The following is a 25,887-nucleotide window of genomic DNA, read 5'->3' as shown; positions in this document are numbered from 1 at the left end:
GGCCCTCGAGGCCGTAGAACGCGCCAAAACGCTCGGTTTCGCCCCGCGTACGGCGATCCCGCCGTGGCGCGGGTACTTGTTCAGCGTTTCCCTAGAGGTAGCGGTGCGATTCGACGGTCAAGCCCCTAGCATCGGCCGGCAGACCCGCTGCGAGGAGACGCACCGATGAGATATCCCGGCCGTGTGATCAAGATGGGCGAGGCGGACCCGCGCATCGTCCGCGCGCTGAAGACGGCGCTGAACAAGGCGCTGGTGCTGCGTGGCGGCGAGGCGATCGTGCTCGACCCCGACAACCCGCACTTCGGCCCGCGCATGAAGCAGGCGGTGCAGCTGTTCCAGGCCCGGCACGTCGACGAGCACGGCCAGCCGCTGAAGATCGACGGCGAGGTCGGTGCGCTGACGTGGGCCGCGCTGTTCGGCCGCGAGCGCGTGCCCCAAGCGCACGAGGTGACCGACCCGTTCCTCGGCGCCGTGCTCGCCCACGCGGGCGCGGCCGCCGACGCCGGCGTGCGCGAGCAGCCGCGCAACAGCAACCGCGGCCCCGAGGTCGACGAGTACCTGCGCCGCGCCGGCGTCGCACCGGGGCTGGCGTGGTGCTGCGCGTTCACGTACTGGTGCTTCGACGAGGCGGCGCGCGACGCCGGCCGCGCGAATCCGATGGTGCGCACCGCCGGCTGCCTGAACCACTGGAACCGCGCCGAGCGCCACGGCGCGCGCCGCATCCCCGCGCGCGCCGCGATCGACGACCCGCGGCGGGTGCGCCCCGGCATGGTGTTCATCATGGACTTCGGCGGCGGCCTCGGTCACACCGGCTTCGTCGAGCGCGTCGAAGGCGGTCACATCCACACGATCGAGGGCAACACCGACGCATCGCAAGGCCGCGAGGGCGGTGGTGTCTACCGGCTCGCGCGCCGGCTGGCCAGCGTCAACAAGGGCTTCATCGACTACGCCGGCGTCTGAGGCGCCAGTGCGTCGCACCAGCGCTCGACCGCCTCGCGCACCTCGAGCGGCCGCTCGGTGAGCGGCCAGTGCTGACACGCGATCGGCTGCACCGTGACGTTCGGCCCGGCGAGGGCGACGCGCATCTGGCCCGCGTCGGCGAACGTCGCGCCGGTCGACAGCAGCGCGAGCACGGGCACGCCGAGCTCGCGCGGCAACGGCGCGGGGGCGAACATCTCGACCAGGTCCTGCAAGTAGACCGCCAGCGGCACGTGGCGCAGGTCGGCACGCGCCGAGCTGTACCGCGCGATGAACGCGCGCTCGGCCTCGGGCGAGCCGAGTGCGCGGCGCGCGGCCTCGTCGAGCGCAAGCAGGTCCAGCGGCGGCAGCGCCCGGCGGTGCAGGCCGAGCGCGTTGAGCCCGCGCACGAGGCGCGCCGCCAGCGCGATCAGCGGCGCGGCCTGCGCGAGCCGCAGCCAGCGCCCGTGCAGCGCCGAGCGGAACACCGGATCGATCAGCACCAGCGCGACCACCCGCCGCGGGTGGCGGCGCACAAAGTGCAGCGCGACCTGCGCGCCGAGGCTGTGGCCGACGACGATGGCGGCCGCCGCGCCTTCGGCGTCGAGCACGGCCGCAAGGTCGTCGCACCACAGGTCGATGCCGACACGCCGGCGCGTGATCGACTCGCCGTGGCCGCGCAGGTCGACGCGGATCAGCGCGCGGCGCGACGCCAGCACGGTGTGCTCGGCGAACTCGGCGAAGCGACTGCGGTTGCTCGCCAGGCCGTGTATCAGCAGCAGCGGCGGGCCATCCGGCACCGGCGGGCGGTGCACGGCGTAGGCGATCGTCACGCCGCCGGGACGCCGCAGGCGGTGCACGCACTCCTCGACCGCCATCGAACCCTTCCGTCGTGTCGCGGTGGCCGCGCCGCGCTCAGCCGCACCGGCAGCGCCGCCACCGCCGCGTGCCGTGGCTGCTCACGCCGCCGCCACGTCGCGGAACTGCGCCTGGTGCAGACGGCTGTACGCGCCGCCGCGCGCGATCAGTTCGGCGTGCGTGCCCTGCTCGACGATGCGGCCCTGGTCCATCACCACGATCAGGTCGGCCTGCTCGATGGTCGACAGCCGGTGCGCGATGACCAGCGTCGTGCGCTGCCGCATCAGCGTCTGCAGCGCCTGCTGCACGAGGCGCTCGCTCTCGCTGTCGAGCGCCGACGTGGCCTCGTCGAGGATCAGCAGCGGCGCGTTCTTCAGGAACGCGCGCGCGATCGCGATGCGCTGGCGCTGCCCGCCGCTCAAGTTGACGCCGTTGTGCCCCACCGGCGCGTCGAGCCCGCCGGGCAGCCGCACGATGAACTCCCACGCCTGCGCGGCGCGCGCGGCCGCCTCGCACTGCGCCGGCGTCGCATCGGTGCGCCCGTAGGCGATGTTCGAGGCGATCGTGCCGTCGAACAGCACCACCTGCTGCCCGACCCAGGCCAGCTGCTCGCGCCACGACGCGAGCTCGATCTCGGCGGCCGGCCGCCCGCCCCAGCGGATCTGGCCGGCGTCGGGGTCGTAGAAGCGCGCGAGCAGGTGCGCCACCGTCGACTTGCCGCTGCCCGACGCACCGACCAGCGCGACGGTGCGCCCCGGCGCCAGCTCGAGGCTGAAGTCGGCCAGCGCCGGTCGCGGCTGGCCGCGGTACGAGAACGTCACGCGGTCGAACACGACGGGCTGCGTCGCGGCGACCTCGGCCGTCAGCGGCTGGCCGTGGCCGACGCGCTCGGGCTCGGTGTCGAGCAGCGCGAAGATGCCCTCGGCCGCGGCCAGCCCGCTCTGGATCACGGCGTTGACGTTGGTCAGCCGGCGGATCGGTTCGAACAGCAGCGACATCGCGGTGACGAAGCCGACGAACTCGCCCGGTGTCAGCGCGTCGCGCGACGACAGCGCCGTGGCCGCATAGATCACCGCCGACACTGCCGCCGCGGCCATCACCTGCACCAGCGGCACGTTGAGCGCCTGCACGCGCACCGATTTCATCGTCGCGCGGCGCAGCTGCTCGGCGGCGGCGTCGAAGCGCTCGGCCTCGTAGCGCTGCGCACCGAAGACCTTGACCTCCTTGATGCCGTTGAGCGCCGACTCGAGGCGCCCGGCGAGGTCGCCGACGAGCGCCTGCATGCGCTTGTTCGAGCCGCGCAGCTTGCGGCTCGCGCTGCGGACCGCCCATGCGACCAGCGGCGCGATCGCGAAGATCAGCAGCGCGAGCTGCCAGGCGCTCCACAGCAGGTACGCGGTCAGGCCGACGACGATCAGCGAGTCGCGCACGACGATGATCCACGCGGTCGACAGCGACTGCCCGACCAGCGGCACGTCGTTGAGCACGCGCGACAGCATGCGTCCGTGCGGCTGCGCCTGGTGAAACTCGAGCGGCAGCGCGTTCTGGTGGCGGAACACCTGCTGGCGCAGGTCGGTCACCGCACGGTGCGCGACCCACGCGCTCGACACCGAGGCGCCGTAGTCGGCCAGCCCCTTGCCGACGAAGGCGAGCATCAACAGCAGCGGCAGCTGCCACGCCGCAGCGGCGTCGCGCGCGATCAGGCCGTCGTCGATCAGCCGCTTGAGCAGTGCCGGCAGCACCGGTTCGAGCGACGCGGTGACGACCATCGCCAGCAACGACAGCACGACGACGCGCCAGTAGCGCCAGGCATAGCCCAGCAGCCGTCGGTAAGTGCGCAGGCCCTGCTTCATTCGCGGCGCAGCACGCGATCGACGAACCAGCGGCCCAGCGCCGAGGGCTTGTGCCGCTCGAACTCGGCATCGAGCGCCGCGCGGTCGTAGCGGGTCGTCAGCCAGTCGACGAACGCGATGCCGTGCACCGCACCGTCGGCGAGGTAGCGGTCGAAGAAGTGATCGAGCTTGGCGGTGTCACCCATGCGGAAGTGGCCATAGATCCAGCGCAGCTGGCGGGCGCTCGTCTCGATCGGGTCGCCCATCTGGAAGTGGCGGTACAGCGCCGCCGCCAGGCCGGCGCGGTCGGCGCCGGACTTGCAGTGCATCAGCGCGGGGTACTCGATGCGCGCGAACACGTCGCGCAGCCCGAGCACCTCGTCGACGGTCGGCAGCCGGCGCGAGTAGAGGCGGTGGTTGACGAGCGTAATACCGAGTTCGCGGCAGGTCTCGACTTCGAGCGCATAACTGCCCCACGCGTTCTCGCCGCGCAGGTTGACCACGGTGCGGATGCCGTAGCGGCGGTGGTACCGCCGCAGCTGCGCCGGGCTGGGCTGGCTGAGCCGGTACATGCCGCCGCCGAGCGGATGGAAATTGTTGTAGACGGCACGAACGACGCCGTGGTCCACCAGGTGCATGTCCAGATGGGCGAGCAGTCGACCGAGCGGTCGGGTGAGGTCGTGAGACATGGGAGAGACATGCCGCCGTCGCGCAACGTCGCAGGCGCCGGACACGCAAATGGTGGGAGAACGACGGTCGAATCGCACATGTTAGCCAACGACGTCGGCGCCGGCCCGGACGGCGGCAGCGCAAGCGCGCGGCTGCGGAAACGATGCGGCGACCGAGACGTCGCCGCCAACCCGGCGCAGCGTCGTACGGCAGGCGAAGGACGGTGCGGGGCGGGTTCCAGTCGTCGAGGCTACGACACGTAGCGACAGATACATACTTCGACCGCGCTGGCAAGCGGCGGAACGCAGGCGGAGGCCGGCGGGCGACAATATTCGATGACATTCGACACGTTGCGTGCCATGCAGAAGATCATCAATGGGCTGCTCCGATGGCTGATTCGCCTCGTCGCCATCGTGCTGCCACGGGACAAGGCCATCGCTCTCGAGCGGTGGCGCCGCGGCCGCGAGGAGTACGCGCGCTTCAGCCAATGCGACTACGTGTTTGCATCGTATGGCAAGGCCGGTCGCACCTGGGTGCGCGTGATGATCTCGCGCTATTACCAACTCGCTTACCGGCTGCCCGAGGCGATGGTCATCGATTTCGACAACTTCCACCGTCTGAACGCGACGATTCCACGGCTGTTCTTCACGCACGACAACTACCTGCGCGAATACGCCGGTCACCCCGAGGACAACCGCATCTACTACGACAAGAAGACCGTGCTGCTGGTACGCCGGCCCCAGGATGTCGTCGTCTCGCAATACTTCCAGTGGAAGTTCCGCATGCGCCCCGAGAAGAAGGTAATCAACAGGTATCCGCCGCATGGCGCGGACGTTTCGATGTACCAATTCGCGATGGACCCGCACCAAGGGCTGCCTGCCATCGTTGCCCACATGAACCGCTGGGCGCGAGAGATGCCCCGAATGAAGCATTGCCTCGTCGTGCGCTACGAAGACCTGCGCGCACGAACGGCCGAGGAGATGGCTCGAATCATGCGCTTTCTTGGTACCGAGCCCGACGCGGCCCTGCTGAACGACGCCGTGGAGTTCGCCTCGATCGCCAACCTGCGCGAGAAGGAGCGCAGCAACTACTTCGCCGGCAGCGGCAGCCGTGTGCAGGCGCGCGACGTCAACAACCCCGACTCGTACAAGGTGCGCCGCGCGAAGGTCGGCGGCTACCGGGACTACTTCGACGACGAACAGATCGCCGCGATCGACGCACTCGTCGAACGCGAGCTGTTGCCGGACTTCGGATACACCGCAGCGGCCGCACCCGCTGCAGCGTCGAGTTGACGCGCCGCGAGGGCCAGCGCGCTCACTCCACCGTCACGCTCTTCGCGAGGTTCCTCGGCTTGTCGACGTCGGTGCCGCGCGCCACGGCGGTGTGGTACGCGAGCAGCTGCAGCGGCACGACGTGCAGGATCGGGCTCAGCGCGCCGTAGTGCTCTGGCATGCGGATCACGTGCACGCCTTCGTCGCTCTCGATGCGGCTGTCGGCGTCGGCGAGCACGTACAGCTGCCCGCCGCGCGCACGCACTTCCTGCATGTTGCTCTTGAGCTTTTCCAGCAGCTCGTCGTTCGGCGCCACCGTGACGACCGGCATCTCCGAAGTGACGAGCGCCAGCGGCCCGTGCTTCAGCTCGCCGGCCGGGTAGGCCTCGGCGTGGATGTAGCTGATCTCCTTGAGCTTCAGCGCGCCCTCGAGCGCGATCGGGTAGTGCAGCCCGCGGCCGAGGAACAAGGCGTGCTCCTTGCGCGTGAAGTCCTCGGCCCACGCGATGACCTGCGGTTCGAGCGCGAGCACGGCCTGCACCGCCACCGGCAGGTGGCGCAGCGCCTTCAGCTGCGCCTGCTCCTGCGCGTCGGTCAGCCGCCCGCGCACCTGCGCCAGCGCGAGCGCGAGCAGGAACAGGCCGACGAGCTGCGTCGTGAACGCCTTCGTGGAGGCCACGCCGATCTCGGCGCCGGCGCGCGTCAGGAACGCGAAGCGGCACTCGCGCACCATCGCGCTGGTGGGTACGTTGCACACCGTCAGCGTGTGCGCCATGCCGAGGCTGCGCGCGTGCTTCAGCGCCGCGAGCGTGTCGGCCGTCTCGCCGCTTTGCGAGATCGTCACGACGAGCGTGCGCGCGTCGGGCACGCTGGTGCGGTAGCGGTACTCGCTCGCGATCTCGACCGCGGTAGGGATGCCGGCGATCGCCTCGAGCCAGTACTTGGCGGTGCTGCCGGCGTAGTAGCTGGTGCCGCACGCCAGGATCAGCACGCGGTCGACCTCCTTGAACACGCGGTACGCGCCGTCGCCGAACAGCTCGGGGCTCACGGACTCGACGGCGTCGAGCGTGTCGGCGATCGCCTTCGGCTGCTCGAAGATCTCCTTTTGCATGTAGTGGCGGTAGGGGCCGAGCTCGGCCGCGGCGGTGTGCGCCGGCATCGGCTTGACCTCGCGCTCGACCGGCCGCCAGCGCCCGTCGGCGCCGCGCGCGCTGAGCCAGACCTTGCCCGGCTGCAGGTCGACGACGTCGCCTTCTTCGAGGTAGACGATGCGGTCGGCGACGCCGGCCAGCGCCATCGCGTCGGAGGCGACGAAGTGCTCGCCGTCGCGCCCGAGGCCGAGAACGAGCGGTGAGCCCTCGCGCGCGCCGACGACGCGCTGCGGCTCGTCGCGGCAGAACACGGCGATCGCGTAGGCGCCCTTCAGGCGCTGCACCGCGCGCTGCACCGCGTCGACGAGATCGCCGTCGTAGAGCTGGTGCACGAGGTGCGCGATGACCTCGGTGTCGGTCTGGCTCGTGAACTCGTAGCCGCGCGCCTTCAGCTCGGCGCGCAGCTCGTCGTGGTTCTCGATGATGCCGTTGTGCACCAGCGCGATGCGATCGCCCGAGAAGTGCGGGTGCGCGTTGTGCACCGCCGGCGCGCCGTGCGTGGCCCAGCGCGTGTGCGCGATGCCGGTGCCCGAGCGCACGCCGTCGGCCGCTGCCTGCGCGGCGAGGTCGGCCACGCGCGCCGTGCTGCGCGTGCGGCGCAGCTGCCCTTCCTGGTGCACCGCGATGCCGCACGAGTCGTAGCCGCGGTACTCGAGCCGGCGCAGACCCTCGATCAGCACCGGCACCACGTCACGGCCGGCGACTCCACCCACGATGCCGCACATCTGCTGCACTCCCGTCATTGCGATGCGGAGATCGTAGGAGCGGCGTTGTGAATCATGCGTTCGTTTTGCACGGCATCCGTGAAACGATTGATCGCCAGGTGGCGCCGACGAAATGAATGCGCATAATGAGAATTTCCATGAACGAATCGATCACGCTCGACCTCGACGCCATCGACCGCCGCCTGCTCGACCTGCTGCAAGCCGACGCCAGCCGCAGCAACGTCGACCTCGCGGCGGCGGCGGGCGTGTCGCCGGCCACGGCGCTGCGGCGCGTCAAGCGCCTCGTCGACGCCGGCGTGATCGAGCGGCAGGTGGCGCTCGTCGCGCCGACCGTCACGCCGCAGGCGCTGACGGTGATCGCCGAGGTCACGCTCGACCGCCAGGGCGCCGAGCACCTCGCCGCGTTCGAGGCACGCGCGGTGGCCGAGGAAGCCGTCCAGCAGTGCTACCGCGTCTCGAGCGGCCCCGACTTCGTGCTCGTGCTGTGGCTGCCCGGCATGCCGGCCTACGACGCGCTAGTGCAGCGCCTGTTCACGCAGGACGCGAACGTGCGCAACGTGAGGGCCTACTTTGCCGTTCGGCGCAGCAAGTTCGATCCGCGCATCCGGCTGCCCGCGTAGCGCCGGACGTCACGCCGCCTTCAGGATCGCCAGCCCCTTCAGGTACTCGCCCTCGGGGAACGCGAGCGTCGTCGGGTGGTCGCACGCGCCTTCGAGGCGCGCGAGCAGCGCGCCGTCGACGCCGGCGTCGATCGCCGCGCCGGCGACGATCTTGTGGAACAGCTCGGCACCGATGCCGCCCGAGCAGGAGAACGTCAGCAGCAGCCCGCCGGGCGCAAGCAGCTTCAGCGCGAGCCGGTTGATGTCCTTGTACGCGCGCGCGGCGCGCTCGGCGTGCGCGGCGGTCGGCGCGAACTTCGGCGGGTCGAGCACGATCGCGTCAAACCGCTCGCCGGCCTTGAGCCGCTCGCGCAGCGTCGCATTGACGTCGGCGTCGAGCCACTGCGCGCGGCCCGGGTCGAAGCCGTTGAGCACGACGTGCGTGCGCGCGCGCTCGAGCGCCGGCGCCGACGAGTCGACGCCGACGACGTCCTTCGCGCCGCCGGCGAGCGCCGCCACCGTGAACCCCCCCGTGTAGCAGTAGCCGTTGAGCACGCGCTCGCAGCCGAAGTGGCGCACCCAGTCGGCGAAGCGCGCGCGGTTGTCGCGCTGGTCGAGGTAGAAGCCCGTCTTGTGGCCTTCGGCGACGTCGACCGTCAGCTTCCAGCCGTGCTCGCGGATCGTCACCTCGGTCGCGCCGTCGCCGCGCAGCCAGCCCGTGGCCGGCGGCAGCCCTTCGAGACCGCGCACGCCAGAGTCCGAGCGCTCGTACAGGCGTGCGCAGCCGGTTGCCTCGAGCAGCAGGTCGGCGATCGTCGCCTTCCAGCGTTCGGTGCCGGCCGACAGGAACTGCGCGCTCAGCGTGTCGGCGTAGCGGTCGACGACGAGGCCCGGCAGGCCGTCGGCCTCGCCGTGGACGAGGCGCACGCCGTCGCTTGCGACCGGCAGCCGCGCGCGCAGCGCGACGGCGGCGGCGATGCGGCGCGCGAAGAAGTCGCGGTCGATGCGCTCGACTTCGTCGAAGCTCCACGCGCGCACGCGGATCGCGCTCGTCGGGCTGTACGCGCCCCACGCGAGGAAGCGCCCGTCGTGCGCCTCGACGCGCACCGTCTCGCCGGCGTCGGCCTTGCCCTTCGCGACGCTGCCCTCGAACACCCACGGGTGGCGGCGCAGCAGCGAGCGTTCCTTGCCTTCGCGCAGTCGGATGCTTTTCATGCGCGCATTGTCGCGGGCGGCCGCGGTGGTCTGCGCCGCGACGCCCCGCAGTGACGCCGCCGCGCGGTTACGACTTTCGCTTCGCGCGCGGGTGCGCCGCGTCGTAGACCTTAGCCAGGTGCTGGAAGTCCAGCCGCGTGTAGACCTGCGTCGTCTGGATGTGCGCGTGGCCGAGCAGCTCCTGCACGCCGCGCAGGTCGCCGCTGGACTGCAGCAGGTGCGACGCGAAGCTGTGGCGCAGCATGTGCGGGTGCACGTGTGTCGGCAGGCCGGCGTCGAGCGCAAGCCGCGCCAGCCGCGAGCGGACCTGGCTCGGCGTCAGCCGCGTGCCGCGTCGGCTGAGCAGCAGCGCCGGTTCGTCGCAGCCGCAGCGCAGCAGCTGCGCGCGAACGTCCAGCCACTGCGTCAGCGCCCGTGCCGCGGCGCGTCCCATCGGCACGCTGCGCCGCTTGCCACCCTTGCCGAGCACGTGCACGCTGGCGTCGGCCACGTCGACCCAGCCCGCGGCCTGCGGCGACGCGGCCACGTCGAGGCCGACCAGCTCGCCGACGCGCAGCCCGCAGCCGTACAGCAGCTCGACGATGCAGCGGTCGCGCGCGCGCAGCACTGGGTCGCCTTGCGACGGCTCGTGCTCCGCGAGCGCCACGGCCTGGTCGACCGCGAGCGCCTTCGGCAGCGGCTTGGCCGCGCGCGGCGCCCGCACGCCGTCGACCGGGTTCAGCGCGACCTTGCCGTGGCGGCCCCACCAGCGGTAGAGGCCGCGCCAGCCGGCGAGCACGATCGCGATGCTGCGCGGCGCGAGCCCCTGCGCATGCATCTGCGCGACCCATCGCCGCACGTGGTGCGGCTGCACCGCGTCGAGCGCGACGCCGGCGGCAGCGGCCGCAGCGACGAGGCGCCGCAGCGCGTCGGTGTACATCGCCACCGTGCGTGCGGCCAGCCGCCGCTCGACGACGAGGTGGGCGAGCCATGCCTGCACGTCGTCGGGCAGGCCGGGCGCGTCCACTACAGGCGGATCAGCCGCGACAGCGCCGCGCTGGCCAGCTCGCCGACGCGCAGCAGGAACTCGGTGCCCATGTCGGCGCTGTAGCGCGTCGGGTCGGGCGAGCCGAGCACGAGCAGGCCGATCGCTCCGCGCCCCGCCTCGACCGCGCCGTGGCGCAGCGGCACCAGCGCGATCGACGTGACGCTGGCCGGATCGTCGAGCCACTGCGACGCCTCGAAGCCCGAATTGAGTCCGCAGTACGGCAGCCCGAGGCTGGCGGTGAAGCTCTTGACGTCGTCGCTGACGCCCTGCGTGAACGGCAGCCCCGCGTACGCGTCGGCGACGTTCCACAGCCGCAGCGCGGCCTGCGGGATCATGAACTCGTGCTTCAGGTCGCGCACGACGACGTCGGGCAGGTCGGCCGGGTTCGCGGCCAGCAGCAGCGCGCGCGTCCAGCGGTGCAGGCGGTCGGCGATCGCGACGTTCTCCTGCCCGTGGCGGATCATCTCGACGATCTTGAGCTCTAGGCCCTTGATGCGCTCGCGCAGCATTTCCATCTGCCGCTCCTGCAGCGAGACGGCGCGCTGCCCGTGCGGGCTGGTCAGCTGGATCGCGGCGAGCAGCTCGGCGTGGCGCTCGAAGAAGCCCGGCGTGTTCGCGAGGTAGTTGGCGATGTCCGCCTCGGTGATGCCCTGCACGCCGAAGCTCATCGCGGGGTGTCCTTCATAGCTCGATCTCTCCTTCGAAGACGATGCGCGCCGGCCCCGTCATGCGCACCGACGACTCGCCGCCGGCCCACTCGATCGTCAGCCGCCCGCCGCGCGCGTCGACGTCGACGCGCCCGTCGAGCCAGCCCAGCCGGATGCCGGCGACGACGGCGGCGCAGGCGCCGGTGCCGCAGGCCAGCGTCTCGCCGGCGTCGCGCTCCCACACGCGCAGCTTCACGTGGTCGCGCGTGAGCACCTGCACGAAGCCGACGTTGACGCGGCGCGGAAACCGCGGGTGGTGCTCGAGGCGCGGCCCGAGCGTGGCCACCGGCGCGGCGTCGACGTCGTCCACGCGCAGCACGGCGTGCGGGTTGCCCATCGACAGCACCGCGACCTCGACGGTCGTGCCGTCGACGTCGAGCGGCCACAGCGCGAAGCCGCCGACCTCGCGCGGCACGAGGCCGGCGGTGTCGAACGGCACGTCGCGCGGGTCGAAGCGCGGGCGGTTCATGTCGACCGTCACGCGGCCGTCGGGCTGCAGCGCGAGTTCGAGCCGGTTGTTGACCGTCTCGACCTGCAGCGTCGTCTTGTCCGACAGCCCGTGGTCGACGACGTAGCGCACGAAGCAGCGCGCGCCGTTGCCGCAGTGCTCGACCTCTTCGCCGCTGGCGGCGTTGAAGATGCGGTAGCGGAAGTCCACACCGGGCGTCGTCGCGCGCTCGACGACGAGGATCTGGTCGGCGCCGACGCCGAAGCGGCGGTCGCCCAGGCGCTGCAGCTGCTCGCGCGACAGCGACAGCGGCGCGCGCGTGGCGTCGAGCACGACGAAGTCGTTGCCCGCGCCTTCCATCTTGGTGAACCGCAGTCGCATCGGCGGCGATTATCGGCGCTGCCGCGTGCGGCGCCGGGTTTCGCGCCGCCCAGACGCGCGGCATCAACGGTACAGCGACGGCTCGCCCGGCGGGCGCGTCTTGAACCGCTTGTGCACCCACAGGTACTGCGCGGGCAGGCGGCGGATCTCGGTCTCGATCCACGCGTTCATGCGCCGCGCGTCGTCGACCGCATCGTCGCTCGGCCAGTCGGTCCACGGCGGCAGGAAGCGCACGACGTAGCCGCCCCCGCCGGCGAGCATCTCGACGACCACCGGCTGCACCACCATGTCGAGCGAGCGCGCCATCTTCGACGGCGCGACCAGCGTCGCGGCCGGCACGCCGAAGAACGGCACGAACACCGTCTCGCGGCGGCCGAAGTCCATGTCGGGCAGGTTGAAGAAGGCGCTGCCGCGCTTGATCGCGCGCACCAGCGGCAACGCACGGTCCGAGCGCGGGAAGATCTCGGCATTGCCGAAGCGCGTGCGTGCCCGACGCATCGCGGCGTCGATCACCGGGTTGCTCTGCCGCTGGTAGATCGAGCACAGCCGGCGCGACTGGAACAGCTGCGTGGCCTGCCCGGCAACGTCCAGCCCGAGGAAGTGCGGCACCAGCCACATCACCGGACGCTCGCTGCGCTCGGCGAGCCCGACATCGCCCTCGACGTGGATCAGACGGCGCAGCCTCGACGCCGGCGCATACCACAGCAGCCCGCGCTCGAGCAGGCTGCGCGCGAGCCAGCCGAAATGCTCGCGCACCAGCGCGCGCCGCTGGGCTGGCGGCAGCTCGGGCAGGCACAGCCCGACGTTGCGCAGCGCGATGCGCCGGCGCGATCGCGCGACGCGGTACAGCACGGCACCCAGCGCCTGCCCGCAGGCTGCCTGCACCGACAGCGGCAGCCACGAGAACGCGCGCAGCAGCAGCAGCCCGATCCGGGCCAGCGGCCAGGTCCAGCGCGGTGCGGCGCGCTTCACGTCGTCGCGGCCGCGCGCTGCGGCTTGCGGGGTTGCTTGTAGCGGTCGTAGGCCCACAGGTACTGCGTCGGGCACTCGAGGACGACACGCTCCATCTCGGCGTTCATCGCGGCGGCGACGGCGGTCAGGCTGGCGATGTCGTCGCCACCCGCCGCCGGCAGCGGCTGCGTCGGGCGGCGCACCTTCAGCACCCAGCCCCCGCCGCGCGGCAGCCGCTCGGCCCACGCCAGCAGCCACGGCGCGCCGCTGGTCAGCACGAGGCGCGCGGCCAGCGTCATCGTGTACGCCGGAGAGCCGAAGAACGGCGCCCACACGCCCTGGTCGCGCGGCGGCACCTGGTCGGGCAGCAGACCCACGGCGTCGCCGCAACGCAGCGCGCGCAGCATCTGGCGCACGCCGGCGAGCGACGTCGGCGCGGTCTCCAGGCCGGGGCGGCGGCGCGAGCGCTCGGCGAACTCGCGCAGCCACGGCTGGCGCGCCGGGCGGTACAGCACCGTCAGCGGACGGCGCGCGCCCCAGCGCTCGGCGTAGGCCTGCGCGCAGACCTCGAAGCTGCCCAGGTGCGGCGTCAGCAGCACGACGCCGCGCCCGGCGGCCAGCGCCTCGTCGATCAGCGCGTCGCCTTGCCAGCGCACGTGACGCGAGATCGGCTGCGAGGCGGGGCCGATCCACAGCCACGGCACCTCGGCGAACAGCTTGCCAGCCTCGGCGACCGCGGCGCGGATCTGTGCGCCGTCGAGCCCGGCGCGCTGCGCGTTGGCGCGCAGCACGCGGCGGTAGTCGCGCGAGGCCAGGTACGCCAGCCAGCCCAGCAGCGCGCCGAGCACGTGCAGGAACCGCAGCGAGCGGCCGGCGAGCCAGCGGAACAGTCCAGCCATCTTCTTATAATCGACGCATCGCCGAGTTAAAGGACAACTTGCGGGGCGATGGGGCCGGATGGGCCGGTACCCGAAATACCGCTAAAGCGTTCGCCGCTTCCCAGATGCCTTCGTGGCGGAGCCGGCAACGCCGGCAACCACGACGAGCACGGGAGTTTAAGCAAGTGGCGAACGACTACCTCTTCACTTCGGAATCGGTCAGCGAGGGGCACCCCGACAAGGTCGCCGACCAGATCTCCGACGCGATCCTCGACGCGATCTTCAAGCAGGATCCGCGCTCGCGCGTGGCCGCCGAGACGCTGTGCAACACCGGCCTCGTCGTGCTCGCTGGCGAGATCACGACCAACGCGCATGTCGACTACATCCAGGTCGCGCGCGACACGATCAAGCGCATCGGCTACGACAACACCGAGTACGGCATCGACTACAAGGGTTGCGCCGTGCTCGTCGCCTACGACAAGCAGAGCAACGACATCGCGCAGGGCGTCGACCACGCGAGCGACGACTACCTGAACACCGGCGCCGGCGACCAGGGCCTGATGTTCGGCTACGCGTGCGACGAGACGCCCGAGCTGATGCCCGCACCGATCTACTACGCGCACCGGCTGGTGGAGCGCCAGGCGCAGCTGCGCAAGGACGGGCGGCTGCCGTTCCTGCGCCCCGACGCGAAAAGCCAGGTCACGATGCGCTACGTCGACGGCAAGCCGCACTCGGTCGACACCGTCGTGCTATCGACGCAGCACGCGCCCGAGATGAGCCTGGGCAAGTCGATGAAGCCCGAGTTCATCGAGGCGGTGGTCGAGGAGATCATCAAGCCGGTGCTGCCCAAGGAGTGGCTCGCCAACACGCGCTACCTCGTCAACCCGACCGGGCGTTTCGTGATCGGCGGCCCGCAGGGCGACTGCGGCCTGACCGGGCGCAAGATCATCGTCGACACCTACGGCGGCGCCTGCCCGCACGGCGGCGGCGCGTTCAGCGGCAAGGACCCGACCAAGGTCGACCGCTCGGCCGCCTACGCGGCGCGCTACGTCGCGAAGAACGTCGTCGCCGCCGGGCTCGCGCGCCAGTGCCAGATCCAGGTCGCCTACGCGATCGGCGTGGCCAAGCCGATGAACGTGACCGTCTACACCGAGGGCACCGGCAAGATCCCCGACGAGAAGATCGCGCGCATCGTGCAGGAGGTCTTCGACCTGCGCCCGAAGGGCATCATCCAGATGCTCGACCTGCTGCGCCCGGTCTACGAGAAGACCGCCGCCTACGGCCACTTCGGCCGCGACGAACCCGAGTTCACCTGGGAGCGCACCGACAAGGTCGACGTGCTGCGCGACCTGGCCGGGCTGTGAGCATGCACGGTGCACGGCGCGCCGCGGCGGCGCTGCTCGCGCTGGCCTGCACGGCGGTCCACGCCGGCGGCGACGAGGCGCTGAAGAACGTCGCCGTCGGCGGCACGCTGCTGAGCTGGGCCGCGGCGCTGTGGACCGGCGCGCCGCTCGCGCGCTGCGACGACACGCGCTGGCGGCTGCGCGCCGCGGTCGCGACCGACGACGAGCTGCAGCAGGTGCAGCTCGGCGCGTCGCGCGGACGCTGCCCGTTGCTCGACGCTGGGCCATGGTCGCTGAGCCACGCGCCGACGCTCAGCGTCGCGCACTGGCGCGCCGACGAGGGCCCGTACGCGCGCAGCGCGTTCGACGTCGCCGCGGTGCCGATGCTGCACTGGCGGCTGCCCACAGCCGGTGCGTCGCTGACGTTCGACGTCGAACTGGGCATCGGCGCCGCGTGGCTGTCGCGCAAGAACGTCGGCACGCGGGCGAAGGGCTCGCACTTCCAGTTCAGCGACCACCTCGGCATCGGCGTCGGCGACGCCGGCGGGCGCTGGCGGCTGGGGTTCGCATACCGACACGTCAGCAACGGCGACCTCACCGACGACAACGACGCCGTCGACTTCAAGGGCGTCGTCTTCGAGTGGCGCCCGTCGGGCGGGCGCTGAACACGTGCGGCGGCGCACCGCCGCGGCGCCGCATGCATCACTGTCCGGGCGCGGCGGCCGGCGCCACAATCGCACCCACCTGACCGATGCCGCGCCCCGCGATGCTGCGCTCGCTGCGCGCCCAGATGCTGATCGGCACGATCGTCGTGCTCGTCGCGGCGTTGACGCTGATGGCGTGGAGCGCATGGCGGCTGCTGGGCGACGCGCTCGAGGAACGCTTCGCCGCCGAGGCCGAGCTCGTCGAGCCGCTGCTCGCCGCCGCGATCGGCCCGCTGCTGGCCGCACGCGACTACGCGACGCTCGAAGCCGTCGTGCAGCGCAGTGTCGAAGCGCGTGGCCTGGGCCATCTGGCAGTGCTCGACAGCAGCGGTCGCGAAATCACCCGCGCGCAGGGCGGCGAGCCCGCCGCCGTGCTGCCGCTGACGATGCCCGTCGTCGTCGAAGGGCAGCGCCTGGGCACGATCGAGCTGGGCATCCGCACCGACGCGCGCGAGCGTGCGCGCGCCGCGCTCGTCGAGCGCGCGGCCGCCGTCGGCGCGGTGCTGATCGCCGCGAGCGTGCTGCTGCTGGGCCTCGCGTCGACCTGGCTCACGCGCGGGCTGCGCCAGCTGGCCGACGCGAGCCGGCGCGTGGCCGACGGCGACTACCGCGTCGCGCTGGCGCCGAGTGCGCTGGCCGACGTGCAGCAGGTCTCGCAGGCGTTCGAGCGCATGGCGCACGCGGTGCAGTCGCAGATGCAGGCGCTGCGCGACAGCGAGGCCTACCTGCGCTCGGTGATTGACACGATGGCCGAGGGCCTGGTCGTCGTCGCGGCCGACCGGCGCGTGCTCTACATCAACGACGCCGCGGCGCGGCTGCTGGGCGTGCCGGCCGAGCAGTACACCGTCGCGCAGTCGGAGCGCTACGGCATCCGCGTCTACCACCCCGACGGCCGCGAGATGACGCCCGACGAACGCCCCGGCGCGCGCGCGCTGCGCGACGGCGTCGTCGTGCGCGATCACCTCGAGCGGCTGGTGACGCCGGCGGGCGAATCGCGCTGGCTGTCGGTCAACATGACGCCGCTGGTGCGCGAGGGCGAGCACGCGCCGTATGCCGTCGTCGCGACGTACAACGACGTCACGACCCACGTCGAAGCCGAGCAGCGGCTGCGCACCGCCAACGAGGAGCTCGAGCGCCGCGTGCGCGAGCGCACCGCCGAGCTGCAGCAGGCCAAGGACGTCGCCGAGCGCGCGAGCCAGGCCAAGAGCGAGTTCCTCTCGCGCATGAGCCACGAGCTGCGCACGCCGCTGAACGCGATCATCGGCTTCGCGCAGCTGCTGGGCATCGCGCGCCCGCCGCTGCCGCCGGCGCAGCGCGAACAGGTGCGCCAGATCGAGACCGCCGGCTGGCACCTGCTCGAGCTGATCAACGAGGTGCTCGACCTCTCGCGCATCGAGGCCGGCGCGATGTCGCTGTCGCTCGAGACGGTCCAGCTCGCCGGCGTCGTCGGCGAGGCACTCGGCCTCGTGCAGACGCAGGCCGCCGAGCGCGGCGTCGCGCTCGCGCACCACGTCGACGAGACGCTGTGGGCGCGCGCCGACCGCCGCCGCCTGCTGCAGGTGCTGGGCAACCTGCTGTCCAACGCCGTCAAGTACAACCGCCCGCAGGGCAGCGTGACCGTCACGGCGAACCGGCGCGGTGACCGCGTCGTCGTCGGCGTCGCCGACACCGGCCGCGGCTTCACCGCCGAGCAGCTCGAGCGGCTGTACCAGCCGTTCACGCGCTTCGAGGCCGAAGGCGAAACCGTCGACGGCACCGGCATCGGACTGGTCATCACGAAGCGCCTGGTCGAGCTGATGAACGGCTCGCTGCACGTCGAGTCGCAGCCCGGCGCCGGCGCACTGTTCAGCTTCGACCTGCCGGCCGCGGCGCCACCGGCGCAGGCCCCGGCCGCCGGCGCCGCCACGGTGGCCGCCGAACGCCGCGGCGACGGCGTGCGCCTGCTGTACGTCGAGGACAACCCGTCGAACCTGGCGCTGTTCGAACAGCTGATGACGCTGCGCCCCGGCGCCACGCTGAGCACCGCACGCGACGGCCTGGCGGGACTGGCGCTGGCGCGCTCGCTGCAGCCCGACCTGGCGGTGATCGACATCGACCTGCCGGGCATCGACGGCATCGAGCTGTGCCGGCGCCTGCGCGCCGACGCGGCCACGCGCGCGATCCCGCTCGTCGCGCTGAGCGCGAACGCGCTGCCGGCCGACATCGAGCGCGCCCGTGCCGCCGGCTTCGACGCCTATCTGACGAAGCCGCTCGACGTCGGCCACCTGCTCGACGAGATCGACCGGCGCACCGCCGCACGGGGCACGCGGCGATGATCGCGCGCCGCCGCCTGCCCGCCGCCGTGGCCGCCTGCGCCGTGGCGCTCGGTGCCGCCGCGCTCGCGCCGCGGCGGGTGCGCGCCCAGCCGGCGCCGCTGCGCGTCGCGCTGGTGCCGTTCCTGTCGCCGATGGCGATGCTCGCCGCGTTCAAGCCGCTGCGCGAGCACCTCGAGCGCGAGCTCGGCCGGCCGGTCGAGCTGTACACGGCGCGCAGCGTGCCGGCGCTCATCGAACGGATGCGCCGCGAGCCCGACGACCTGACGCTGGTGCCGGCGCACATCGCGCGGCTGGCCAGCGTCGACTGGGGCTTCGTGCCGCTGGCCGGCACGCTGCAGCGCACGACGGCGCAACTGCTGGTGCGAGATGACAGCGCGCTGGCCGACGCGCAGGCGCTGCGCGGGCGCAGCGTCGGCGTGCTCGACCGGCTGTCGCTGCCGGCCGTGATCGTGATGACCTGGCTGCAGGCACGTGGCCTCGAGGCCGAGCGCGACTACCGCGTCGCGCCGCAGGCCGCGATCGACAGCGCGCTGTACGCGCTCGACCGCGGCGAGATCGACGCGCTCGCGGTGGCGGCGACGCAGCTCGACATCGCACCGGCCGGCGCGCCGCGCCGGGTGCGCGTGCTCGCCGACGCGGGCACGATGCCCGGCCCCGTCTACGTCGCCCGGCCGGGGCTGGCAGCCGCCGACGTCGAGCGGCTGCGCGCCGCGTTGGGACGCTATGCGCCCGACGCCGCGGCGCCGCCGACGGTGGTCAACACGGCGCTGCGGCCCGTGACGGCGGCGGAGCTGGCGGCTCTGGACGCCTACCTGCCCAAGCTGCGTCAGCAGCTCGCGCGCTGAGGCGTGCGCCGCCGTGCACGATGCCCGCCGGCGGCAGGCGGCCTCGGCGCGCCGGCCGGCACGCGTGCACGCGCGCTGCTACACTCGCGGCCGCTTTCGAGGAGCGTTGCAAGGCCCGGCACGCGATACGGCCGGCGCCCCAGGCTCGAAAGTCCCGTCCCTGCAACGGCGCTCACCCGCACCGAGTCTGCGCGTGGGTGAGCTGTCACGACGCGCGGCCGCGGTGCGCCACCGCACCTGTGACCGGAGATCGTGATGAACGCCATCCTCAAGCCCACCCTGGACCAGGATTTCGCCGTGGCCGACCTGTCGCTCGCCGACTGGGGCCGCAAGGAGATCCGCATCGCCGAGACCGAGATGCCCGGTCTGATGGCGATCCGCGACGAATACGCCGCCAGCCAGCCCCTCAAGGGCGCGCGCATCACCGGCTCGCTGCACATGACGATCCAGACCGCGGTGCTCGTCGAGACGCTGCAGGCGCTCGGCGCGAAGGTGCGCTGGGCCAGCTGCAACATCTTCAGCACGCAGGACCACGCCGCCGCCGCACTGGCCGCCGGCGGCACCCCGGTGTTCGCCTACAAGGGCGAGACGCTGGCCGACTACTGGGACTACACGCACCACATCTTCGAGTTCGGCGCCAAGGGCACCGACGGCGAAGGCCCGAACATGATCCTCGACGACGGCGGCGACGCGACGCTGCTGATGCACCTGGGCAAGAAGGCCGAGCGCGACGCCTCGGTGCTTTCGAATCCCGGCAGCGAGGAGGAGCGCGTGCTGTTCGCCGCGATCCGCGCCAAGCTCGCCGAGGACCCGACCTGGTACAGCCGCAAGAGCGCGCAGATCATCGGCGTCACCGAGGAGACGACGACCGGCGTCAACCGCCTCAAGCAGATGGCCGCGCGCGGCGAGCTGATGTTCCGCGCGATCAACGTCAACGACAGCGTCACGAAGAGCAAGTTCGACAACCTCTACGGCTGCCGCGAGAGCCTGGTCGACGGCATCAAGCGCGCCACCGACGTCATGGTGGCCGGCAAGGTCGCCGTCGTGTGCGGCTACGGCGACGTCGGCAAGGGCAGCGCGCAGGCGCTGCGCGCGCTGTCGGCGCAGGTGTGGGTCACCGAGGTCGACCCGATCTGCGCGCTGCAGGCCGCGATGGAAGGCTACCGCGTCGTGACCATGGACTATGCGTGCGACAAGGCCGACATCTTCGTCACCGCCACCGGCAACAAGAACGTCATCACGTTCGAGCACATGGCGAAGATGAAGGACCAGGCCATCGTCTGCAACATCGGCCACTTCGACAACGAGATCGACGTCGCCGCGCTCGAGGCGAAGTGCCGCTGGGAGGAGATCAAGCCGCAGGTCGACCACGTGATCTTCGACGACGGCAAGCGCATCATCCTGCTCGCCAAGGGGCGCCTGGTGAACCTCGGCTGCGCGACCGGACACCCGAGCTACGTGATGTCGAGCTCGTTCGCGAACCAGACGATCGCGCAGATCGAGCTGTTCACGCACGCCGACTACTACGAGGTCGGCAAGGTCTACACGCTGCCCAAGCACCTCGACGAGAAGGTCGCGCGGCTGCAGCTGAAGAAGCTCGGCGCGATGCTGACCGAACTCACCGACGAGCAGGCCGCCTACATCGGCGTGCCCAAGCAGGGGCCGTACAAGCCCGACACGTACCGCTACTGAACCGCGCGACGTCGATGCGCGCCGACCAGCTGCTGGTCGCGCAAGGGCTGGCCCCGACGCGATCGGCCGCGCAGCGGCTGATCGCGCGCGGCGCGGTGCGCTGGCGCCGCGACGGCGTCAGCGCGTGGACGACCCCGCGCAAGGCCGGCGACGAGCTGCCGGCCGGCTGCGAGATCGAAGTCGTCGACGACGCCGAGCTGCGCTGGGCCTCGCGCGGCGGGCTCAAGCTCGACGGCGCGCTGGCCGCCACCGGCCTCGGCGTGCGCGGCAGGACGGCGCTGGACGTCGGCCAGAGCACCGGCGGGTTCACCGACGTGCTGCTCGCGCGCGGTGCGGCGCGCGTCGTCGGCGTCGACGTCGGCCACGGCCAGCTGCACCCGCGGCTGCGCGCCGACGTGCGCGTCGTCGCGCTCGAAGGCGTCAACGCACGCCACCTCGACGCGGCCGCGCTCGGCGACGCGATGCCCGCCGGCGGCTTCGGCCTCGTCGTCGGCGACCTGTCGTTCATCTCGCTCGCGCACGTGCTGCCGGCACTCGCCCCGCTGCTGGCCGCCGACGGCGACCTGCTGCTGCTCGTCAAGCCACAGTTCGAGCTGCAGCCCGCGCAGCTCGGCAAGGGCGGCGTCGTGAAGGACGCGGCGCTGTACGGCGCCGTGCGCGAGCGCGTCGAGGCGGCGTGCCGCAACGCCGGCCTCGCCGTGCAGCGCTGGCTCGCGAGCCCGGTGCGCGGCGGCGACGGCAACACCGAGTTCTTCGTCTGGGCGCGTCACGCGCCGCGGACGCCGGAGTGACCGATGACCCACCCCTCCCGCAAGACCCCGATCAGCCTGGAGTTCTTTCCGCCGAAGACGCCCGACGGCGTGGCCAAGCTCGCCGCCGCGCGGCGCGAGCTGTATGCGCTGAAGCCCGAGTTCTGCTCGGTGACCTACGGCGCCGGCGGCTCGACGCAGGAAGGCACGCTGCAGACGGTGCGCGACATCCTCGCCGAAGGCGTCGACGCGGCGCCGCACTTCAGCTGCGTCGGCGCGAGCCGCGACTCGATCCGCGCGAAGCTGCGCGAGTTCGACGCCGCCGGCGTGCGCCGCCTCGTCGCGCTGCGCGGCGACCTGCCCAGCGGCTTCGGCGCCGGCGCGCTCGGCGAGTTCCGCTATGCGTCGGACCTCGTCGCGTTCATCCGCGCCGAGACGGGCCGGCGCTTCCACATCGAGGTCGGCGCGTACCCCGAGATGCACCCGCAGGCACGCACGCCGTCCGACGATCTGAAAGCGTTCGCGACCAAGGTGCGCGCCGGCGCCGACAGCGCGATCACGCAGATGTTCTTCAACAGCGACGCGTACTTCCGCTTCGTCGACGAGGCGCACGCGCTCGGCGTCGACATCCCGATCGTGCCCGGGATCATGCCGATCACGAACGCCAGCGGCATCATCCGCTTCGCCGACAACTGCGGCACCGAGATCCCGCGCTGGATCCGCCTGCGCCTGCAGGGCTTCGGCGACGACGTCGAGTCGATCCGCGCGTTCGGCCTCGACGTCGTCACCGACCTCGTCGACCAGCTGACGACCGCCGGTGTGCCGGGGCTGCACTTCTACACGATGAACCAGGCGGGCCCGACGCTCGAGATCTGCCGCCGGCTCGGGCTGTAGCGTCGCACGCGGGCCACAGCAGTGTCGCGGCGTTGACGAAGCGCAAGGTGCGCGAGGCGGGTGACGGCTCCAATGGTCGTCGAGCCATCCGGCCACAACCCCCGACTCTGCTGATGAGGAACACCATGAAAAAAGCCACTGCGCGCGCCGTCGCCCTCGCGGCCGCGGCCATTGCCGCCACCGCTGCCGTCGCACCGGTGCACGCCCAGGACAGCGGCAACTGGATCGTGCGGGCGCGCGCGCTGTACCTGGACCCGGCCAACAAGGACAACACCGGTCTCGACCTGAGCGTCAACGACAAGGCGTTCCCCGAGGTCGACATCACCTACTTCTTCACGCCGAACCTGGCGGCCGAGCTGATCCTGACCTACCCGCAGTCTCACAACGTGCGCTCCGGCGACACCAAGATCGGCTCGATCAAGCACCTGCCGCCGACGCTGTCGCTGCAGTACCACTTCACCGGCATGGGCTGGCGGCCCTACGTCGGCCTCGGCATCAACTACACGAACCTGACGAGCGTCAAGTTCGACCCTGCAGTCGAGGCCGCGCTCGACCCGAGCCTCAAGCGCGACAGCTTCGGACTGGCGATCGGCGCTGGTGTCGACGTGCCGCTGGGCGGCGGCTGGCTGTTCAACGTTGACGTCAAGAAGGTGCAGATCAAGACCGAGGTGTCGTCGTTCGGGACGAAGGTCGGGACGTTCAAGATCGATCCGCTGCTCGTCGGCATCGGCTTCGGCAAGCGCTTCTGACGCCGCAAGGCGGCGCGGCGCCTATTCGTCGCGCTGCCACGCGACGCCTTCCTCGGTGAGGATGGCGTCGAGCGGCACGTCGTGCGGCTCGGCGAGCAGCCACGGGATGAAGCCGTGGCTGTAGGCGACGCCGACAGTGAAGGGCCGCGGCGCGAGCGCCGCGAGCGTGCGGTCGTAGAAGCCGCCGCCGTAGCCCAGCCGCACGCCGCGTGGGCCGAAACCCACGCACGGCACCAGCAGCAGCGACGGCTCGAAGCGCTCGGTGTCCTTCGGCTTCGGGATGCCGTAGGCGTCTTCCTCCATCGGGCAGCCGGGGTACCAGACGTGGAAGCGCAACTGCCGGGTCGCGCGGTCGATCACCGGCAGGCCGATGCGCCGCCCCGGCTCGGCCTCGCTCCAGCGGTACAGCGCCGGCAGCGCGTCGAACTCGCCCTTGATCGGCCAGTACGCACCGATCGCCGTCTCGGGGCGGTGGATCAGCCACACGCGCAGCACCTCCTGCAGGTGCGCGGCGCGCTGGTGGCGGTCGATCAGTGCCTGACGCTCGGCCTGCAGCTGGCGGCGCAGCAGCGCCTTGTCGCGTGACGGCTCGAGCGGCGGCAGCGGACGGGATTCAGCGGACGACATCGTGCCCGCATTGTCGCGCGCATCGCCGGCGCCCTCGGCCGCGGCCGCGCGGCTCGAGCCGCCGACCCGCGGCTGCTCGACGCAAGGGGCTGCGCCGCCGCCACGCCCGTGATCGCCGCCGGCGCGCCCGCGGCGCCGCGCTTTTCGCCGTGGCGGGTGCGACGCCGATGCGCTACACCACGGCTTGGGCGCACCGTACCTTCGCCCCCCCGTCACCGCCGCGCCGGGGGTGTGCGTTACATTGCCACGGGGTCGATGCCATGCAGTGGAAGACGTTTCATCGGTGTCTCGCACGCGTTGCGACGGTCTTCGCGGCGGCGGCGTGCGCCGCCACCGCCATCGCCCAGCCGGCCACGCCCGGCGACCGCATCGTCCTCGACGCGCGCGAGGCGCTGCGCAAGGGCGACGCGCGCGCGCTCGCCGACGCCAAGCGCCGCATCGAGCCGCTGAAGCACCCGCTCGCGCCCTGGGTCGACTACTGGGAGCTCAGCCGCCGGCTGCGTGAAGTCACGGCCGACGAAGTCGAGGCCTTCTACGCGCGCTGGCCCGACACCTACGTCGAGGACCGGCTGCGCAACGACTGGCTGCTCGAACTCGGCCGCCGCCGCGACTGGGACGACTTCCGGCGCGACCTGCCGCGCTTTCGCATGAACGACGACCGCCAGGTCGCGTGCTACGCGCTGGTGGCTGCGCACCTCGAGGGCCGCGACGTCGGCGACGCCGCGCGCGCGGCCTGGTTCGCCCAGCGCGACGCCGACGACGGCTGCCACCTGCTCGCGCGCACGCTGCTGGCCGCCGGCGTGTTCGGCCCCGCCGACGTGTGGCGCAAAGCGCGGCTGGCCACCGAGCAGCAGCGCGCCGCCGCTGCGCGGCAGGCGCTCACGCTGCTCGCGCCGCCGGTGCGCGGCGCCGACGCGAACTGGTGGGACCAGCCCGAAGCGACGCTGGACCGCACACCGCTCGGCCGCCGCCCCGACGGCCTGGACGTGCTCGCGCTCGCGCGGCTGGCCGCGCTCGACGCCGAGCGGGCGGCGCGCCGCCTCGAGGCCGGACTCGCCGGCCGGCTCGAGCCCGAGGCCGCCGCGTGGGCCTGGGCACAGACGGCGCGCTGGACGGCGCTGCGGCTGCAGCCGCAGGCGCTCGAGCGGTACGCCCAGGCGCGCGCCTATGCCGAACGTGCCGGCGACGGCGCCAGCGCGTGGTCGGACGACACGCTGGCCTGGCAGGTGCGCGCGGCGCTGCGCAGCAAGCCCACGCGCTGGGACGCAGTGCGCCAGGCGATCGACGCGATGACGCCGGCCGCACGCAGCGACCCGGCGTGGGTCTACTGGGGCGCGCGCGCCGACCTCGCGCTGGCCGCCGACGGCGAGGCCGGCGAGGCCCAGCGCAGCGCGGCGCGGCAGGCGCTGGCGTCGATCGCCGGGCAGATGCACTTTTACGGCAAGCTCGCCGCCGAGGACCTCGGGCGCACGCCGGCGGTGCCGCCGGCGCCGGCACCGCTGAGCGCCGCCGAGCGCGCGGCCGCGCAGCGCCACCCCGGGCTCGCGCGCGCGCTGCACGCGCTCGCGCTGGGCCTGCGCAGCGAGGGCGTGCGCGAGTGGAACTTCTCGCTGATCGGCATGGGCGACCGCGAGCTGCTCGCCGCGGCGCACCTGGCGTGCTCGCGCGCCGTGTGGGACCGCTGCATCAACACCAGCGAGCGCACGCGCGCCGAGGTCGACCTCGCGCAGCGCTTCCCGACGCCGTTTCGCGACGCCGTCGTCGAGCGCGCGCGCGATGCCGGCCTCGACCCGGCCCTGGTCTACGGCCTGATCCGCCAGGAATCGCGCTTCGTGACCGACGCACGCTCGGGCGTCGGCGCCTCGGGACTGATGCAGGTGATGCCGGCCACCGCACGCTGGGTCGCACGCCGCCTCGGCCTGACGTACACGCCGCAGATGATCGACGACTTGCAGACCAACCTGCGGCTGGGCACCACCTACCTGCGGCTCGTGCTCGACGACTTCGGCGGCTCGCCGGCGCTGGCCACCGCGGCGTACAACGCCGGGCCCGGACGGCCGCGGCGCTGGCGCGACGGGCCCGAACTCGAGCCGGCGATGTGGGCCGAGACGATCCCGTTCAACGAAACCCGCGACTACGTCAAGAAGGTGCTGTCGAACGCGGCCTACTATGCCGTCGTGCTCGGCAGCGAGCCGCCGTCGCTGAAGGCACGGCTGGGCCCACCGATCGGGCCACGGCCGGCCGACGCGCCGCCGGCCAACGACGAACTGCCCTGAACCCTGCCGTGGAACCCCTCAGAC

Annotated in this window: 23 protein-coding genes and 1 riboswitch; of the genes, 12 read left to right on the top strand and 11 right to left on the bottom strand. The window is 72.3% G+C overall.

Translation table 11 applies throughout. The annotated features are described in order from the left end of the window. Nucleotides 1–165: 165 nt before the first annotated feature. Nucleotides 166–960 carry a CHAP domain-containing protein gene (locus DRV96_RS10700; RefSeq protein ID WP_119290796.1) on the top strand — a complete coding sequence of 265 codons (795 nt, stop codon included), beginning with the start codon at nucleotides 166–168 and terminating at the stop codon, nucleotides 958–960. Here DRV96_RS10700 and DRV96_RS10695 read toward each other — a convergent pair. From DRV96_RS10695 to DRV96_RS10685, 3 genes are all read right to left on the bottom strand, one after another. Continuing rightward, nucleotides 945–1,835 carry an alpha/beta fold hydrolase gene (locus tag DRV96_RS10695; RefSeq protein WP_119290794.1) on the bottom strand — a complete coding sequence of 297 codons (891 nt, stop codon included), beginning with the start codon at nucleotides 1,833–1,835 and terminating at the stop codon, nucleotides 945–947. The two genes, DRV96_RS10700 and DRV96_RS10695, sit on opposite strands and share 16 nt — an antisense overlap. 81 nt (nucleotides 1,836–1,916) lie before the next feature. Beyond that, nucleotides 1,917–3,668: a lipid A export permease/ATP-binding protein MsbA gene (msbA, locus tag DRV96_RS10690; protein ID WP_119290791.1), complete on the bottom strand. Its 1,752-nt coding sequence runs from the start codon at nucleotides 3,666–3,668 to the stop codon at nucleotides 1,917–1,919. Further along, nucleotides 3,665–4,336 carry a fused DSP-PTPase phosphatase/NAD kinase-like protein gene (locus DRV96_RS10685; RefSeq protein ID WP_119290789.1) on the bottom strand — a complete coding sequence of 224 codons (672 nt, stop codon included), beginning with the start codon at nucleotides 4,334–4,336 and terminating at the stop codon, nucleotides 3,665–3,667. Before DRV96_RS10685 ends, msbA begins: the two co-directional genes overlap by 4 nt. Nucleotides 4,337–4,651: 315 nt before the next feature. On the opposite strand from DRV96_RS10685, the gene DRV96_RS10680 reads away from it, so the two are divergent. Beyond that, a complete protein-coding gene (locus tag DRV96_RS10680) occupies nucleotides 4,652–5,608 on the top strand; it encodes a sulfotransferase domain-containing protein (RefSeq protein ID WP_119290787.1) in 957 nt (318 codons plus the stop codon). A gap of 22 nt (nucleotides 5,609–5,630) precedes the next feature. On the opposite strand, the gene glmS is transcribed toward DRV96_RS10680, so the two are convergent. Then, nucleotides 5,631–7,463, bottom strand: coding sequence for a glutamine--fructose-6-phosphate transaminase (isomerizing) (gene glmS, locus DRV96_RS10675; RefSeq protein WP_119290807.1), 1,833 nt, complete (start codon nucleotides 7,461–7,463; stop codon nucleotides 5,631–5,633). A 137-nt stretch (nucleotides 7,464–7,600) separates the two neighbouring features. Between glmS and DRV96_RS10670 the strand changes: the two genes are divergently transcribed. After that, nucleotides 7,601–8,083: an Lrp/AsnC family transcriptional regulator gene (locus DRV96_RS10670; RefSeq protein ID WP_119290785.1), complete on the top strand. Its 483-nt coding sequence runs from the start codon at nucleotides 7,601–7,603 to the stop codon at nucleotides 8,081–8,083. A 9-nt stretch (nucleotides 8,084–8,092) separates the two neighbouring features. Here the strand turns inward: DRV96_RS10670 and DRV96_RS10665 are convergent, their stop codons facing one another. From DRV96_RS10665 to DRV96_RS10640, 6 genes are all read right to left on the bottom strand, one after another. Then, complete coding sequence (locus DRV96_RS10665; RefSeq protein ID WP_119290783.1) at nucleotides 8,093–9,277, bottom strand: class I SAM-dependent rRNA methyltransferase; 1,185 nt, start codon at nucleotides 9,275–9,277, stop codon at nucleotides 8,093–8,095. A gap of 67 nt (nucleotides 9,278–9,344) precedes the next feature. After that, nucleotides 9,345–10,283, bottom strand: coding sequence for a tyrosine recombinase XerC (locus tag DRV96_RS10660; protein WP_119290780.1), 939 nt, complete (start codon nucleotides 10,281–10,283; stop codon nucleotides 9,345–9,347). Further along, nucleotides 10,283–10,972 (bottom strand): DUF484 family protein, encoded by a 690-nt coding sequence (locus DRV96_RS10655; protein WP_119290778.1) that lies wholly within the window; start codon nucleotides 10,970–10,972, stop codon nucleotides 10,283–10,285. The genes DRV96_RS10660 and DRV96_RS10655 overlap by 1 nt, the downstream gene beginning before the upstream one ends. A gap of 13 nt (nucleotides 10,973–10,985) precedes the next feature. Further along, the gene (gene dapF / locus DRV96_RS10650; RefSeq protein WP_119290775.1) at nucleotides 10,986–11,840 is read right to left on the bottom strand and encodes a diaminopimelate epimerase; all 855 of its coding nucleotides are present in this window, start codon (nucleotides 11,838–11,840) and stop codon (nucleotides 10,986–10,988) included. 63 nt (nucleotides 11,841–11,903) lie between these two features. Continuing rightward, nucleotides 11,904–12,812 (bottom strand): LpxL/LpxP family acyltransferase, encoded by a 909-nt coding sequence (locus DRV96_RS10645; RefSeq protein ID WP_419187047.1) that lies wholly within the window; start codon nucleotides 12,810–12,812, stop codon nucleotides 11,904–11,906. Next, a complete protein-coding gene (locus DRV96_RS10640) occupies nucleotides 12,809–13,690 on the bottom strand; it encodes a lysophospholipid acyltransferase family protein (protein ID WP_119290773.1) in 882 nt (293 codons plus the stop codon). The genes DRV96_RS10645 and DRV96_RS10640 overlap by 4 nt, the downstream gene beginning before the upstream one ends. Before the next feature lie 164 nt (nucleotides 13,691–13,854). Here DRV96_RS10640 and metK point away from each other — a divergent pair, with 164 nt between their 5' ends. The 8 genes from metK (at nucleotide 13,855) to DRV96_RS10600 (ending at nucleotide 22,960) form a co-directional block, all read left to right on the top strand. After that, complete coding sequence (gene metK / locus DRV96_RS10635; protein WP_119290771.1) at nucleotides 13,855–15,033, top strand: methionine adenosyltransferase; 1,179 nt, start codon at nucleotides 13,855–13,857, stop codon at nucleotides 15,031–15,033. 2 nt (nucleotides 15,034–15,035) lie between these two features. After that, nucleotides 15,036–15,677, top strand: coding sequence for an acyloxyacyl hydrolase (locus DRV96_RS10630; RefSeq protein WP_119290769.1), 642 nt, complete (start codon nucleotides 15,036–15,038; stop codon nucleotides 15,675–15,677). Between the two features lie 86 nt (nucleotides 15,678–15,763). Beyond that, nucleotides 15,764–18,031: a hybrid sensor histidine kinase/response regulator gene (locus DRV96_RS10625; RefSeq protein WP_119290767.1), complete on the top strand. Its 2,268-nt coding sequence runs from the start codon at nucleotides 15,764–15,766 to the stop codon at nucleotides 18,029–18,031. Beyond that, nucleotides 18,028–18,876, top strand: a complete 849-nt coding sequence (locus DRV96_RS10620) for a phosphate/phosphite/phosphonate ABC transporter substrate-binding protein (protein ID WP_119290765.1) — start codon at nucleotides 18,028–18,030, stop codon at nucleotides 18,874–18,876. Before DRV96_RS10625 ends, DRV96_RS10620 begins: the two co-directional genes overlap by 4 nt. A gap of 92 nt (nucleotides 18,877–18,968) precedes the next feature. Beyond that, a riboswitch (S-adenosyl-L-homocysteine riboswitch) is annotated at nucleotides 18,969–19,057 on the top strand. Between the two features lie 74 nt (nucleotides 19,058–19,131). Further along, nucleotides 19,132–20,568 carry an adenosylhomocysteinase gene (gene ahcY, locus DRV96_RS10615; RefSeq protein ID WP_119290764.1) on the top strand — a complete coding sequence of 479 codons (1,437 nt, stop codon included), beginning with the start codon at nucleotides 19,132–19,134 and terminating at the stop codon, nucleotides 20,566–20,568. 14 nt (nucleotides 20,569–20,582) lie between these two features. Then, entirely contained in the window at nucleotides 20,583–21,359 is a 777-nt protein-coding gene (locus DRV96_RS10610) for a TlyA family RNA methyltransferase (protein ID WP_119290762.1), read from the top strand. A gap of 3 nt (nucleotides 21,360–21,362) precedes the next feature. Beyond that, nucleotides 21,363–22,211, top strand: a complete 849-nt coding sequence (gene metF, locus DRV96_RS10605; RefSeq protein WP_119290760.1) for a methylenetetrahydrofolate reductase [NAD(P)H] — start codon at nucleotides 21,363–21,365, stop codon at nucleotides 22,209–22,211. 125 nt (nucleotides 22,212–22,336) lie between these two features. After that, complete coding sequence (locus DRV96_RS10600; protein ID WP_119290758.1) at nucleotides 22,337–22,960, top strand: OmpW/AlkL family protein; 624 nt, start codon at nucleotides 22,337–22,339, stop codon at nucleotides 22,958–22,960. Nucleotides 22,961–22,981: 21 nt separating this feature from the next. Here DRV96_RS10600 and DRV96_RS10595 read toward each other — a convergent pair whose 3' ends face one another. Further along, the gene (locus tag DRV96_RS10595) at nucleotides 22,982–23,587 is read right to left on the bottom strand and encodes a 5-formyltetrahydrofolate cyclo-ligase (protein WP_119290756.1); all 606 of its coding nucleotides are present in this window, start codon (nucleotides 23,585–23,587) and stop codon (nucleotides 22,982–22,984) included. A 260-nt stretch (nucleotides 23,588–23,847) separates the two neighbouring features. Here DRV96_RS10595 and DRV96_RS10590 point away from each other — a divergent pair, with 260 nt between their 5' ends. Then, the gene (locus tag DRV96_RS10590) at nucleotides 23,848–25,863 is read left to right on the top strand and encodes a lytic transglycosylase domain-containing protein (RefSeq protein WP_119290754.1); all 2,016 of its coding nucleotides are present in this window, start codon (nucleotides 23,848–23,850) and stop codon (nucleotides 25,861–25,863) included. The last annotated feature ends 24 nt before the right edge of the window (nucleotides 25,864–25,887 follow it).

The sequence above is a fragment of the Azohydromonas sediminis genome (genome assembly GCF_003574675.1).
Lineage (GTDB): Bacteria > Pseudomonadota > Gammaproteobacteria > Burkholderiales > Burkholderiaceae_C > Calidifontimicrobium > Calidifontimicrobium sediminis.
The sequence above is the reverse complement of the archived record's forward strand: the minus strand, read 5'-3'. Positions and strand labels throughout refer to the sequence as shown.

Coding starts and splice junctions, on each gene's coding strand:
- DRV96_RS10700 (WP_119290796.1), top strand. CDS start 166: ATGAGATATCCCGGCCGTGTGATCAAGATGGGCGAGGCGGACCCGCGC.
- DRV96_RS10695 (WP_119290794.1), bottom strand. CDS start 1,835: ATGGCGGTCGAGGAGTGCGTGCACCGCCTGCGGCGTCCCGGCGGCGTG.
- msbA (WP_119290791.1), bottom strand. CDS start 3,668: ATGAAGCAGGGCCTGCGCACTTACCGACGGCTGCTGGGCTATGCCTGG.
- DRV96_RS10685 (WP_119290789.1), bottom strand. CDS start 4,336: ATGTCTCACGACCTCACCCGACCGCTCGGTCGACTGCTCGCCCATCTG.
- DRV96_RS10680 (WP_119290787.1), top strand. CDS start 4,652: ATGACATTCGACACGTTGCGTGCCATGCAGAAGATCATCAATGGGCTG.
- glmS (WP_119290807.1), bottom strand. CDS start 7,463: ATGTGCGGCATCGTGGGTGGAGTCGCCGGCCGTGACGTGGTGCCGGTG.
- DRV96_RS10670 (WP_119290785.1), top strand. CDS start 7,601: ATGAACGAATCGATCACGCTCGACCTCGACGCCATCGACCGCCGCCTG.
- DRV96_RS10665 (WP_119290783.1), bottom strand. CDS start 9,277: ATGAAAAGCATCCGACTGCGCGAAGGCAAGGAACGCTCGCTGCTGCGC.
- DRV96_RS10655 (WP_119290778.1), bottom strand. CDS start 10,972: ATGAGCTTCGGCGTGCAGGGCATCACCGAGGCGGACATCGCCAACTAC.
- dapF (WP_119290775.1), bottom strand. CDS start 11,840: ATGCGACTGCGGTTCACCAAGATGGAAGGCGCGGGCAACGACTTCGTC.
- DRV96_RS10640 (WP_119290773.1), bottom strand. CDS start 13,690: ATGGCTGGACTGTTCCGCTGGCTCGCCGGCCGCTCGCTGCGGTTCCTG.
- DRV96_RS10630 (WP_119290769.1), top strand. CDS start 15,036: ATGCACGGTGCACGGCGCGCCGCGGCGGCGCTGCTCGCGCTGGCCTGC.
- DRV96_RS10625 (WP_119290767.1), top strand. CDS start 15,764: ATGCCGCGCCCCGCGATGCTGCGCTCGCTGCGCGCCCAGATGCTGATC.
- DRV96_RS10620 (WP_119290765.1), top strand. CDS start 18,028: ATGATCGCGCGCCGCCGCCTGCCCGCCGCCGTGGCCGCCTGCGCCGTG.
- ahcY (WP_119290764.1), top strand. CDS start 19,132: ATGAACGCCATCCTCAAGCCCACCCTGGACCAGGATTTCGCCGTGGCC.
- DRV96_RS10610 (WP_119290762.1), top strand. CDS start 20,583: ATGCGCGCCGACCAGCTGCTGGTCGCGCAAGGGCTGGCCCCGACGCGA.
- metF (WP_119290760.1), top strand. CDS start 21,363: ATGACCCACCCCTCCCGCAAGACCCCGATCAGCCTGGAGTTCTTTCCG.
- DRV96_RS10600 (WP_119290758.1), top strand. CDS start 22,337: ATGAAAAAAGCCACTGCGCGCGCCGTCGCCCTCGCGGCCGCGGCCATT.
- DRV96_RS10595 (WP_119290756.1), bottom strand. CDS start 23,587: ATGTCGTCCGCTGAATCCCGTCCGCTGCCGCCGCTCGAGCCGTCACGC.
- DRV96_RS10590 (WP_119290754.1), top strand. CDS start 23,848: ATGCAGTGGAAGACGTTTCATCGGTGTCTCGCACGCGTTGCGACGGTC.